This window comes from Candidatus Bathyarchaeota archaeon (assembly GCA_026014735.1).
Classification (GTDB): domain Archaea; phylum Thermoproteota; class Bathyarchaeia; order Bathyarchaeales; family Bathycorpusculaceae; genus Bathycorpusculum.
The window spans coordinates 301,495-313,834 of the sequence record JAOZHT010000004.1; the positions used below are offsets into that span (position 1 = coordinate 301,495).

Consider the following 12,340-nt stretch of genomic DNA (forward strand, 5'->3'; position numbering starts at 1 on the left):
AAATTGTCTTGTATGTTTCGTTTCTGCATTGTGGGCTCGTAGTCTAGTACGGATAAGGCATCGGCCTCCGGAGCCGAGAATCCTGGGTTCAAATCCCAGCGGGCCCGCCTCTTTAACTTCTAAACCGATAAAACTGTCAGCCAAAACTTATAATCTCTAAGGTAGACTCACAGACGAGAATGGGCATCTAATGTCTGTAAGCATTTCAGAGAAAACATTCGTTGATATCAACGGCGTAAAACAAGGGATGTTTATCAAAGGCAAAAACACTGCCAATCCAGTGCTGCTCTACCTTCACGGTGGATTGCCTGATTACTTCCTAACCAAGAAGTATCCCACTGGTCTTGAAGACCTTTTTACTGTGGTTTGGTGGGAACAACGTGGCTCAGGCCTCTCCTACAACCCTAAAACGCCAAGAGAGACATTGACACTAAAGCAAATGGTCTCTGACACATTGGAAGTTACGAACTATTTATGCCAGCGCTTTAACAAAAAGAAAATCTACTTGATGGGCCACTCAGGAGGATCATTTATTGGTATACAAACAGCTGCACAGGAACCACAGCGGTATTATGCCTACATAGGCGTTGCTCAGATGTCAAATCAACTTAAATCTGAAAAGCTGGCTTACGATTACATGCTTGAGCGTTTCAGAGAGAAGGGAAACAAAAAAATGGTTCGACGGCTTGAAGCGGCGCCAGTCACCATGACGGATGGGATACCCCATGAATACCTATCGATACGTGATAAAGCCATGCATAGCCTTGGCGTTGGCACAACCCATGATATGAAATCAGTAGTGACCGGAGTCTTTTTTCCGTCGCTGACAAGCCAAGAGTATACGCTGCGTGAGAAGATCAATCTATGGCGAGGCAAAGCTGCAGCCGGTGTAAGTTGCCTCTGGGATGAGATGACAGCTACGGATTTAGGCAGACAGCTGCTAAAATTTGATCTTCCAATATACTTCGCTGAGGGCATTTATGATTATACTTGCTGCTACACGGTCGCTAAGGAATATTTTGATAAACTGCAGGCGCCAATAAAGGGATTCTATACATTTGGTTGTTCTGCTCATAGCCCCATGTTTGAGGAACCGCAGAAAATGAAGGAAATATTACAGGAGGATGTGTTGGCGGCAAAAAGTAAACTTGCCGATCTAGATATCTCTGGTTTTTCAACTGCAAGCACCTAATCCGATGGATGCTGAATTCTCGATAACCTAAATAGCGCATTAATTTCGCCGGCAGTCCCCCAACAGGAGGATAAAACAGCTTGTAGTGGGCGAATTACTCAAAGGCTGGACGAAAAGTTAAGGTAGCTGCCTATAAGACAGGCTGGAAAAACATGACCGTTAATGTGCCCCAAAACACCACTGCGTCAGCGCTTCTCAATTATGCCCTCTATCAACCGGGTGTATGCACTGCAGTCACTGGCGTATCTTCACTTGAGGAGCTTACTGCAAACCTGCGTTTTTTTGAGGCGACAGACATCGAGAAGGATTACCGTCAGCTAATGGAATGCATAAAGTTTGAGTCCACCTAAGAATCCTCTGCCAACAAACGGTTGCTCCCCTCTCCTACCCTATCGACTTAATTTTGGCTCCCTTTTCCATCTGCCGATGTAAACAAACCTGAAGCAGAAAGTTGCGTCTTAGTCAAAAACCGCCACCTAAAAAGTTATTAGCCAATAAAGATACGTTGGGTTGAAGGAATCGCTGTGAGATCAAATATGCGGAGAAGGAGCCCTCAACTGCTTGTTTGGGCGATTTTAGATATCTTCATCGTAAGTGCCTGCGTTGGCTATGGCCTGGCAAATCCTGTTGCCCTAACCGGTGAAGCGCCCCCTGACTCGCAAACCTATCCGCCCACAATCACCATAACATCGCCTTGCAACAACACCGCCTATAACACAAGCCGGCTGCCGCTGGCGTTTAGTGTGACGGCTCCGGAATCAAGAACCGCTGAATCCACAACTGTGATAAATGTCAGCTACGAAACCTCTTGGAAGAAAGAAGCGATTGATGTTTTACATGGCGGCCAAGAGCACCCTTCATTTGAGCTTATGCTCTCAAACATCCCCGAAGGAGAACATAATATAGTGATAAAAGCCAGGGGATATGGCCTCTACAAGCAAGATGGGGTTTTTTTTAAGTGGTTTTTCATAAGTTCCTCAGCCACAATTTACTTTACAGTTGACTACACGGCGCCAACCCTGACAGTTCTGCCTCCAACAAACGTGTCCGCAGCCTCGACGATTCCGCTCAACTTCACAGTCAACGAAGCCTACAAGGAAGCCGCCTACAGCCTAAACGGGCAACAGAACCTAACCGTCAGCGGAAACTCCACCCTCCCCTGTTTGCCTGCGGGGCAGTACAACGTGACCTTCTACGCTTGGGACCTGGCGGGCAACGTTGGTGCCTCTGAAACTGCTGACTTTACGGTGACGGAAGTGGCGCATTTAGCGGCAGAACCGGCTGATGATTCTTTGATGGTGCCTGTCGCCGCTGTTTTGTCTGCGGCTGCAATTTTGGGCATCGTTTTGGCGCTGAAAAGGCGCTCCAAAGCATCAAAGCATAATTGAAGCGAAAAGTTATCGCTTCTAAAAGGGGCGGCTGGTTAAGCTAAAATCCCTGTGGCCCAAGTCATCCCCTGATTGCCTTTGGAAACTCATTTGGTTTTCTTCTTTTTCAGCATAAACGCATAAGCCAAAAGCGCGGCTGCACCCACGATTAGCCCGATTCCAAGAGCTTCATAGAGGTACTGTGGAGGGGCGAATTCAGCGGGGTTATCTTTTGTTTGCTGCTGAGGCGTGGGTGTTGCAGTGGGGAGTGGTGTCGCCGTCGGCGTTGGGGTGGACTGTTTTGGCGGGGACCCGGTGGATGTTGGGTTGGAGGTGGATGAAGACGAGCTGGAGGATGAGGATGGAGATGATTGCGTGGGGGGCGGCGTCGGGGTGGGAACCGTCACTATTGGAAAAGCGTAAACGGTGCCGTTGCTTGAACCCACATAGACTGTGCCGTTTGCTATAGCCGCCGTAGAGGACCCGCCTAGATTATAGGTTACAAGTTCGCTGCCTGTTGCGGCATTTAATGCATAAAACTTAGCGGCGCCTACACACTCCACGTAGACAACCCCGTTTGCAATCACCGGAGACGCATCAAGCCCGGTGCCGCTGGTTTGGAAATGCCATATTTCGCTGCCGTTGAAAGCGTTTAGGGCGTAAATGTAGCCGTCGTCTGCGGAAACATACACTATGCCGCCTGTAACCGCGGGGCAAGTTGACACTGAAGCGGATTGGGAAAGCGGATACAGCAGCGGATAAGACCCTATTTGGTGGCTCCAGATTTTAGCGCCACCTGAGGCATTCAACGCGTAAACGGTGCCATTGCTTGAGCCTATGTAAACTGTGCCGTCGGCAACGCAGGGGTCTGCTTCAACGGTGCCCCCGAGGGTGTAGTTCCATGCCTGAGCGCCGCTTAGGGTCTCAAACGCGTAGATGTTTCCGTCAGCTGACCCAACATAGACTAAGCCGCCTGACACTGCAGGGGAAGAGTAAACCGGACCTCCGGTCATGGAGTTCCATACTTTGCTGCCCGTGGTGGCATTCAACGCGTACAGGTTGCCATCCGGCGACCCCACATAGAGAACGCCGCTGTCGACGACGGGAGCCGAACTAGTTAGCCCGCCTATACTATAGTTCCATTTTATGTTGCCTAGAAATGCGTCGAAGGCATAGATGCGCCCGTCATTTCCGCATACGCAGACCAATCCGTTTCCGCCGTTATCGACATAGCAGGGAGATGAAGCCCCACAGGGGATGTAGTACACTCGGACAAACCCACCTGTATCCATGCGCAGCGTGAAGAGGCCTGTATTTGAAGTTATACTGACCATGCCGCGGGCGATAGCTGGAGAGGTAACTACTGAAGCGCCTATCTGGTAGGTCCATTGGGTTGTGCTTGGGGTTTGAGCTGTGGGTATACTGCCTGAGTGGCTGGAGTCATACTGAAACATCGGATATTCGCTGGAAGAAGCCGCCTGCACGCCAAGAGGAGCATGGCTTAGAAGTATGATGCTTGCGGCGAGCATAAGCGTTAAAAAAAGGGCATTTACGGGTTTGTTCATTATCAATCGCATCTCGTCTTCAGGTGGGGGCTTGGCAGTTATAAAATTTACGTTTTCTCATGGAAATTCTCCAGCTTATCCACCAAAATTTTTTAATCGAAAAATACTTCCAAATTAATTGAAAACTGCCCTACCTAAAGAGGCTCCTAATGTACTTGACGATAAGCTGCGGCTGACTAAACGCCGTCCCAAGCGCCCTCCGAGGATTCTTCGCCAAATTAACCAGATGAATACGCTTGTACTCCGCCAGTGCCTTAGCCGCAATATCCCTGACTTCCCGCGGCGTAAACTCGCCAGTGGTAATCAGCGGCAAACCCCGCGCCTGCCTCGCCACAGAAAAACTGTTCCATGACAAGTCCTCGGGAAGGTACCCTTTGGCTTTGCATTCCTCATAGAGCCTTGTGCCATAGCTGGGCGTCGCCGCAAACAGATGCATCCCCACATCATACCTGCGCTTCATCTCCAAAGCGAAATCAACGGTGCGCTGCATGTTCTGCTTGGTTTCGCCGGGGAACCCGATGATGTAGAAGGCGCCGGTTTTAAGCCCGATTTCCTTGGCGTTTCTGGCGAACTCCACTACGCGGTTAAGGTCTAGGCTTTTGCAGATGACTTCGTCGAGGATTTGCTGGTCGCCGGATTCGACGCCGACAAATACGCTTTTGCAGCCCGACGCCTTCATCTTGCGCAGAAGCGGCATGTTGAGGCGATCGGCGCGGACGCCGTTGGGGGTTTCCCAGCCTATCTTGAGTTTCCTCTCGATGATGCCGTCGCAGATAGCTTCGAAGCGTTTAAGGTCCAAGGTGAGGTTATCGTCTTCGAAAAAGATGTTTTTGACCTTGTACTTGTCCACAACGTATTGGATGTGGTCAAGGACGTATTTGGCGCTGTGTGCACGGAAGCCCTTGCCCATGTGAAGATGCACCGAGCAGAAGCAGCAGTTAAAGGGGCAGCCGCGGCTCGTCACCATCGAGATTGCTCGGGTTTGGAAGCTGCGGTAGCCAATTTTGCTTGGCCCAAGATACTGCTCCATGTCCACTAAGTCGTAGGCGGGGTAAGGCAATTCATCGAGGTTGTCGATGAAGGGTCTGCGCTCGTTGACGGTAACGGCGCCGTTTTGGCGGTAAGCGATGCCCCTTATTTCGCTGAGCTGCGTTTTGCCCTCGAAGTGCTGGGCGATTTCAAGCATTGCGTATTCGCCTTCGCCACAAACAGCAATGTCCACTGACTGGGCTTCTTCTAGGAACTCTTTGGGAACCAAGGTGACGTGTGGTCCACCCACCACAGTCAGAATGTTTGGGTTAGCTTCTTTGGCGGCTTTGCTGACTTTGATGGCGTGGCCGATTTGGCTGGTGAAGGGACCCGCTATGCCCACTACGTCGGGTTTTCTGCTCCGTATTTCCTCTTCAATTCGCTTAATGGGTAAGCCGATGGTTACTTCGTCGCCGTTTTTCTCCTCAAACTCCGCGCCAGCCATAAAGGCATCCAAAATCTCCACTGTGTAGCCGCTTTTCTGGAGCACCGAGGCTATGTACATTAATCCAAGCGGCAAATTCCCTGCTGGCGGATCGGAACCTGGATAGAACGTCTGCGGCGGGTTAACGAGGAGAACCTTCATTGGTACACCTAGATAAATGTAGTTCAACTCTGCCCGATATTTAAATTGCTCAAAAACAGCAAAAACCAGCCTGCTGACTACATCTCCAATTTCCATCTTTGCCATCTGGGCAAATGAGTCTGCAGGGGGCTGTGTAGGGTTTTCATTCATGGCGCCATGTGAAGGGTTAGTTGCTGATCAAAGAAACTTTGATTATACACTTGCTTGTGGAGTTCTCAGGCGGCATTTCTTGTTGATTGGTGTGTAGATGAAGGGCCCGTATTCAAATTGAGTTTAGCTAAGTTGCTCGCGGGTTTAGTTCATAAATCTTGACCAAACATATCGTTTCCCCTCACAAGATCTTGACAAAAAACCCTAAATACCAAAGTCCAACAATGCAACTATTGAATCAAATGATAGCAAAAATAAAAAAGCCATTCACAGTAATAATCCTGTCAGCGATAGTTATTTCAAGCTTAGCCTCAGCATGCGCCACCGCTACGGGTCAGAGCCCACAGTCTTCGGCACCCGCGCTTGATTGGCAACAGATGCGCTCGGCTACCCATGCAGAATGGGTTGGTCAATCCGTCGCTGGCGTCATTACAGTTCTTATTCCCGGAATAAACGCCCCAAATCGTGGATTTACCCGATGCGCATACGTGGAGGGCTTCGGTTCATCTGGTAATGTTTTGTGGCACAAGGAGTTTAACGCGCCCTTCCCAGAGGTCATGATAACTACAAGTGACGGCGGCTACGCATACACAACGCGCAGTGAAGAAAAATACGCTAGCTTTACGGGTCCAATAACAATCCATAAACTCAACGCTGCCTGCAAGCAACAATGGCAAACAAAACTCCCCGACAGCTATGTTGGCAGAGTAATGTTCATACAAACATCTGATGGTGGCTACGCCCTTGTCACCCAAGCTGCAATCCACGCTTCCAACCGACAAATAGTAATAGCTAAAACTGACTCCGCGGCAGAACTCCAATGGACAAAAAACATCACATCCATAAATGAGCAATATTCTATTCACTCGTTTATCCAAACAAACGATAAAGGATACGGGTTTGCAGGCGCATACAATGACCCCTCAGGCGTAAATGGAAGCGACTTTTTCATAGCCAAGACAGATGCCAACGGCAATCTCCAGTGGATAAAAACGTTTGGAGGAATCAACGAGGACTCTGCCAACTCGCTAATCCAAACCACGGATGGCGGATTTGCAATGGTTGGTAACACGGCTTCTTTTGGCGCCGGCGGCACAGATGCGTTACTGATTAAAACTGATGCCCAAGGTAACCTGTTGTGGGCTCATACTTATGGTGGAGTAGGACCAACAATGGTGATTTCGGGGCAGTCAGACAGATGGGGCAACCATGTTCCTGACGTGGTCCAAAGCTTTTCGGACTCCGGATCTAAGAACGATTACGCTGATTGTTTGGTGGAGACAAAAGATGGCGGCTTAGCTTTTGCAGGTGAAACACAATGGGGCGAATTCTCCTACAACATGATGTGGCTGGTGAAAACAGATGCAAATGGAGTTGAACTGTGGGCTCAAGCGTACGGCGATTTCAAATCAGCAATAGTTTACGCAGACAAGATTAGGTGGAGCTTAAGTTCCTTTACTCAGCTAGAGGACGGCTCTTTCGTGTTAGCTGGACAAGCAGGGGGCCAGAGTGTTATGGACCAATCCAGCTTTATAGTTAAAACTAAACCAGACGCCTCCATCCCGACAACTTCCCAATCTTGCTTCCAATCGTCTATGGTGCTTCCTACTGTTTTGATTAACTCAGATGGTACTGTCTCACCATCAAATGCCCCAATAACCCGCGAAGGCAACCAGTACCGATTAACTCATGACTTCAATGGCTCGCTAATTATCCAAGCAAACAACATCGTGCTTGATGGGCAAGGACACTTACTCAGTGGCAACGGTACGGTAGATGGTCTTTTTGTCAGGTTGACCCAAATAGGCGTCGATGCCTCAGATGCCAAAAATGTAGAAATAAGCAACCTAAAAATCGAGAACTTCAAAATCGGGGTTCTGTTAGACAACTCGGACAACATAATAGTCTCTGATAGTATATTCCGTTTTAACGAACAAGCCGTGGCAGCTACCCGAATTGTAGACACAAAGCTCACCAATAATAATTTTATCAGTGAAGTCACGACGCAAAAAGAAACCATCCGATTAACCTACGCTTTAAACTCTCAAATAAGCAACAATTTGCTGGTTCTGGATTCAGTTTGGATTGAGAATTCAAGCGGCGCCGTCATCTCAAACAATGAATTCCGGGGAGTTGCCTTGGGTACTGCAAGACAAGGAGGCGGAATCATCCTTACTGTCTGCAATAATGCGCTTGTTTGCGGAAACAATTTTTTCTCTTGCCCAACCGCCACCAACATTATTAGTTCTGCAGATGTGATAGTGGCTGCAAATAATTACACCAACTGTGCTGAAGCAATCTCTGCTTATGGAGTTCCAGGCACTCTGATCTACATGAACAACTTCGTTGACAATTCAAACATTTGGTGTTTGCAGGCACAACTCGCTTGGAGCGAACCGCCTATTTACATAAACGAGGTTTGGGATAACGGACAAGTCGGCAACTACTACAACAACTACACCAACCAATATCCAAACACACAGCAGACGAGTAATTCAGAAACATGGAATATGCCCTACGAAATTGACGAAAACAACACAGATAACCATCCACTTGTCGCCCCAGGATCCACGGAGACGATGCAGAACCTGGCACAGTCTCTGATTTCAGCGCATTCACCATCGGTTAACTTGACATCCGCCTTCACCGTGGCAAATCTGATAACCACGGTTTCTGTTGTGGGGGCGCTACTCGTAGCTTTGCTTGTATCCTTTTTACTTGTTAGAAGAAAGCGGAAACACACTCCAAGTGTGGCAAAAACAAATTTGCCTCGCCCGCTTAATACCTAATCCATCAAACAATCCTCTATGGCAGCGGTTTGCAAAATCAGCAACCAACAACTCCAAGTCCATGGAAACAACCCCCCGTTCCTGAGACTATTTTTTGTCTAATTACCCAAGCTACAATCCCATGAACCCTTGCAGCTGAGAGCTAAAACGCGATAATATCGAAACGTGACAATGCATAGAACAGGGCTAGCAAAAACTTCAAAGAAGCCCTTTCAAGCAAAAAGCACTAATACAGTTAAAGGGTAAGAACCGCAGAAAAATGGGTGATCAGAGATGGCTAAGAATCTAAAAAACGGGTTTGTTTTTCACGAGCTTATGACAACCGATGTCGAAGGTGCCAAAAATTTCTATCAAAAAATTACCGGACTAAATGTGATGCCAGGTCCCTATCCCATGCTAATGGACAACAATCAACCAGTCGCTGGACTAGTGGGTCCAAGAGCCGACGGATCAGCGTGGCCTTCAGGTGGTCCAGAATCACACTGGATTGCCTATTTTAGCGTCGATGATGTGGACGCAACGGCGAGAAAAGCGAAGCAACTCGGAGGTAAGGTGCTGCTACCCCCCACCGACGTCCCAGGGTTTGGTCGAGCAGCCGTCCTAAGGGACCCGCAAGGAGCAGCATTCGGCATATTCACCCAACTGAAATAACAGTAGTCTTTGCCGCGTTTGTATTCACGCCAGCGACAGAAGCAACGATAGAAGTACGAAAGTCACAATCAAAGGAATTGCCCCATCCAACACTAACCCTCACCTTCATTACCACGTACATCGGAACCTTGACCCGTCTGGTTCTTGTCATCCCAGAGTTCCCAACCAAACTTGACAGCGTTCTTTCGGAACTCTGCGGCTCGAACCAGTCCAAGCTCAGCGGCTTTTATGAGGTCGGAGGGCACAAGCTCAGGTGTTTCGGGGCTGCCAAAATTGAGCCTAACCTTTGCTTTAGCAGCGTCTAAACCAGCTTGCGATACCGTGACAGCGGAGATTTCTTTTTCGGCCTGGCGCTTGATGTGGCTCTGAATGGGTAGCCTGCAGCTTTGTAGGGCAGAGGCATGTTTTTGCCCTCGGGGGTGGTGTTCTGCTGCAGATGCCTAGCGTTCCTGCAACTTCTCCTGCAACCGCACAAACCTCCACGCCTCAAATCCACAATCATAGGCTTTTCTCTGCGTTTTTTCAGCAGGTGTGGAGCCTATAAATAGAGGGGGGATAGAGAGAAAATCGCACGCCAGAAGCAGACGCTGTTTGCTAAAGGCTCAACGGGTTGTGGAATACGCCCACACCAGCTGCAACCAACCCAGACATAGACCAATCAACCCTCATATGAGCTATTTTCTGTCTAATTATCCCATATTGCCCTAGTTCTTCTTAGGCTGTGTTGGCATGTTGCTGCCTTGCGACAACAACATATGTTTATGAGCGGTTATTCGGCTCTTTAATTGTTAACTTTTCCGTAGTATAGTAGGAGGTGAATTTTTTGAGTACACGATCAGAAGAGGCAAGAAAAGGCAAAATGACCGTGGCGGAGGCAGGCAGGAAAGGAGGACAGAAAACCGCATCCACCCACGGACGAGAATTCTACGAGGAAATCGGACGCAAAGGCGGCGAAAAAGTCTCAGCGGAACGCGGACCAGAATTCTACAGCGAAATCGGCAGCAAAGGCGGATCCGAACGCGCAAAACAGCATGAAGGATCAGCTGAAGCCATGGGCAAAACCAGCCTAGAAGAGGCAGGACACCGAGGCGGCCAACGCGTTCGGCGCCTGATTCAGGCTGGAAAAGAGCGTGAGGCAGCGGAATAAGCGCCTACTTTTTTGTTTTAGCTTGTTCCCCCTCATTTTCTTAACAGCAATTTTAGGAGGTGAACATGGTTTGGAAGAGAAGAAAGGCAAAATGACCGTTGAAGAGGCAGGACGCAGGGGCGGATTGAAAACAGCGGAAACGCATGGAGAAGAATTCTACAGCGAAATCGGCCGAAAAGGAGGACGAATAGGTGGCCCTAAAGGCGGTCAAAGAGTCCGTAAACTCATCGAGGAAGGCAAAGCGCACGAAGAAGAATAGTTAATTCCCCTTTTTTGTTTCTCGTTTTTTTCGTTGGATAGCTCTTTCTGTAGGCCTAAATTAGAATGCATCCGATGTTGCTGTAAAAGAACAGCCACATATGTTTATGTGCCATGTTTAAGGCTAGGACATTAGAAAAACGACCGTTTAACCTTTTTTGGAGGTGAAATGTTTGAGTGAAGACAAAAGGAAAGGAAAAATGACCGTTGAGGAAGCAGGTCGGCTGGGAGGCGAAAAAACCTCTGAAACACATGGGCCAGAATTCTACAGTGAAATCGGCAGCAAAGGCGGATCCGAACGCGCAAAGCAGCATGAAGGATCAGCTGAAGCCATGGGCAAAACCAGCCTAGAAGAGGCAGGACACCGAGGCGGCCAACGCGTCCGGGAACTCATCGAGGAAGGCAAAGAACGTGAAGAGGGTTAATCCCCTTGTATTCTAACTCCCTCTGCAGGTTCTATTTTGCTAGGAGGTGAATTAATTGGATGAGGAGCGAAAGAAGGGAACGATGAGCGTTGAAGAAGCGGGGCGGTTGGGCGGCCAGAAAGGTGGACGTAAAACCGCGGAGACTCATGGTCGCGAATTTTATGAGGAGATCGGACATAAAGGCGGACAGAAGGTTCGACGGCTCATCGAGGAAGGCAAAGAGTACGAAAACGAGTAATCAGTCTCTTGCATGATTAATGTCAAAACTATGTTTGGAGGTGAAATATTTTGAGTGATAAAAAGAAGGGAAAGATGACCGTTGAAGAAGCAGGACGCATGGGTGGAGAGAAGACCTCGGAAACTCACGGCGAAGAATTCTACAGTGAAATCGGCCACAAAGGCGGCCAGAAAGTAAAGAGACTTATCGAGGAAGGAAAGGAGTATGAGGGCAAGTAACCCCATGCCTGTTTCTTTTCAGTTTCCAAATTTCATTTTTCAATATCCTTTTTAGTAGCCCTTTTGGAGGTGACAATCCAACGAGTGAACAGACAACAACTGAAAGGCGAAGAGGAATCGGTCAAGGCAGAGGAACCCGAAGACAATATACTAGCCGAAACGGCGGCGCCGGACACGTTAGCCCCGCTATCGTAGAGAAGTACCTGGCGGGTATGCATTACCCTGCGGAGAAGAAGAAACTGGTCAGCAACGCCCAAGGTAAAGATGCACCCGAAGACGTCATGGATCTCATCAACAAGCTTCCCGATAAAACCTACAATTCGCCCATAGACATCACAAAAGAAATCGGCAAAATCGAGTAGAAGCCACTGATTACCCAAATTTTTTGTAATCTACAAACCTGCAGTTCAATGGCTGCAAACCGAGGTCTTGTTTTGGAGGTGAAGAGGTTGGAAACGAAAAGCGAAGAGAAACCAAAGATGACACGGCAGCAAGCAGGCAGACTTGGCGGCGAAAAGGTCTCCAGGGAAAGGGGACCTGAATTCTATCGGCAAATCGGAAGGAAAGGCGGCGAAAAAGTCGCTGAGCAACGGGGACCTGAATTTTACCGTGAAATCGGACGTAAAGGCGGAGAAAGCCGCACAAACAAATCATCCAAAACAAAGAAACGCGCCAAAAAACACGGCGCATAAGTGCCTCCATTTTGAGTTAAGCAAAATGTTGAA

The 12,340-nt window shown here is 48.6% G+C and carries 14 protein-coding genes and 1 tRNA gene; 13 read left to right on the top strand and 2 right to left on the bottom strand.

Annotation, left to right across the window (positions count from 1 at the left end; translation table 11 throughout):
• Positions 1 to 32 precede the first annotated feature (32 nt).
• The 4 genes from NWE93_14135 to NWE93_14150 all read left to right on the top strand — a co-directional run bounded on the left by NWE93_14135 (position 33) and on the right by NWE93_14150 (position 2,580).
• Positions 33 to 107: transfer RNA gene (locus tag NWE93_14135), tRNA-Arg, on the top strand.
• 83 nt (positions 108 to 190) lie between these two features.
• On the top strand, positions 191 to 1,192 hold the full coding sequence (locus NWE93_14140) for an alpha/beta hydrolase (protein MCW4001368.1): 1,002 nt from the start codon (positions 191 to 193) through the stop codon (positions 1,190 to 1,192).
• 152 nt (positions 1,193 to 1,344) lie between these two features.
• A complete protein-coding gene (locus tag NWE93_14145; protein ID MCW4001369.1) occupies positions 1,345 to 1,542 on the top strand; it encodes an aldo/keto reductase in 198 nt (65 codons plus the stop codon).
• 186 nt (positions 1,543 to 1,728) lie between these two features.
• Complete coding sequence (locus tag NWE93_14150) at positions 1,729 to 2,580, top strand: hypothetical protein (protein MCW4001370.1); 852 nt, start codon at positions 1,729 to 1,731, stop codon at positions 2,578 to 2,580.
• Positions 2,581 to 2,666: 86 nt separating this feature from the next.
• On the opposite strand, the gene NWE93_14155 is transcribed toward NWE93_14150, so the two are convergent.
• Both NWE93_14155 and NWE93_14160 read right to left on the bottom strand, forming a co-directional pair.
• Positions 2,667 to 4,124 carry a PQQ-binding-like beta-propeller repeat protein gene (locus NWE93_14155; protein MCW4001371.1) on the bottom strand — a complete coding sequence of 486 codons (1,458 nt, stop codon included), beginning with the start codon at positions 4,122 to 4,124 and terminating at the stop codon, positions 2,667 to 2,669.
• Between the two features lie 130 nt (positions 4,125 to 4,254).
• Positions 4,255 to 5,739, bottom strand: coding sequence for a B12-binding domain-containing radical SAM protein (locus tag NWE93_14160; GenBank protein ID MCW4001372.1), 1,485 nt, complete (start codon positions 5,737 to 5,739; stop codon positions 4,255 to 4,257).
• Positions 5,740 to 6,131: 392 nt separating this feature from the next.
• Between NWE93_14160 and NWE93_14165 the strand changes: the two genes are divergently transcribed.
• The 9 genes from NWE93_14165 to NWE93_14205 all read left to right on the top strand — a co-directional run bounded on the left by NWE93_14165 (position 6,132) and on the right by NWE93_14205 (position 12,307).
• Complete coding sequence (locus NWE93_14165; GenBank protein MCW4001373.1) at positions 6,132 to 8,678, top strand: hypothetical protein; 2,547 nt, start codon at positions 6,132 to 6,134, stop codon at positions 8,676 to 8,678.
• A gap of 315 nt (positions 8,679 to 8,993) precedes the next feature.
• Positions 8,994 to 9,329, top strand: a complete 336-nt coding sequence (locus tag NWE93_14170; protein MCW4001374.1) for a VOC family protein — start codon at positions 8,994 to 8,996, stop codon at positions 9,327 to 9,329.
• An 823-nt stretch (positions 9,330 to 10,152) separates the two neighbouring features.
• Positions 10,153 to 10,476 carry a general stress protein B gene (locus tag NWE93_14175; protein MCW4001375.1) on the top strand — a complete coding sequence of 108 codons (324 nt, stop codon included), beginning with the start codon at positions 10,153 to 10,155 and terminating at the stop codon, positions 10,474 to 10,476.
• Between the two features lie 70 nt (positions 10,477 to 10,546).
• Entirely contained in the window at positions 10,547 to 10,735 is a 189-nt protein-coding gene (locus NWE93_14180; protein MCW4001376.1) for an Em GEA1 (EM1), read from the top strand.
• Between the two features lie 172 nt (positions 10,736 to 10,907).
• Complete coding sequence (locus NWE93_14185) at positions 10,908 to 11,159, top strand: hypothetical protein (GenBank protein ID MCW4001377.1); 252 nt, start codon at positions 10,908 to 10,910, stop codon at positions 11,157 to 11,159.
• A 55-nt stretch (positions 11,160 to 11,214) separates the two neighbouring features.
• On the top strand, positions 11,215 to 11,397 hold the full coding sequence (locus tag NWE93_14190; GenBank protein MCW4001378.1) for an Em GEA1 (EM1): 183 nt from the start codon (positions 11,215 to 11,217) through the stop codon (positions 11,395 to 11,397).
• A gap of 50 nt (positions 11,398 to 11,447) precedes the next feature.
• Entirely contained in the window at positions 11,448 to 11,615 is a 168-nt protein-coding gene (locus NWE93_14195; GenBank protein ID MCW4001379.1) for an Em GEA1 (EM1), read from the top strand.
• Between the two features lie 212 nt (positions 11,616 to 11,827).
• Positions 11,828 to 11,977, top strand: a complete 150-nt coding sequence (locus NWE93_14200; protein MCW4001380.1) for a DUF2795 domain-containing protein — start codon at positions 11,828 to 11,830, stop codon at positions 11,975 to 11,977.
• An 87-nt stretch (positions 11,978 to 12,064) separates the two neighbouring features.
• Positions 12,065 to 12,307, top strand: coding sequence for a hypothetical protein (locus tag NWE93_14205; protein MCW4001381.1), 243 nt, complete (start codon positions 12,065 to 12,067; stop codon positions 12,305 to 12,307).
• Positions 12,308 to 12,340 lie beyond the last annotated feature (33 nt).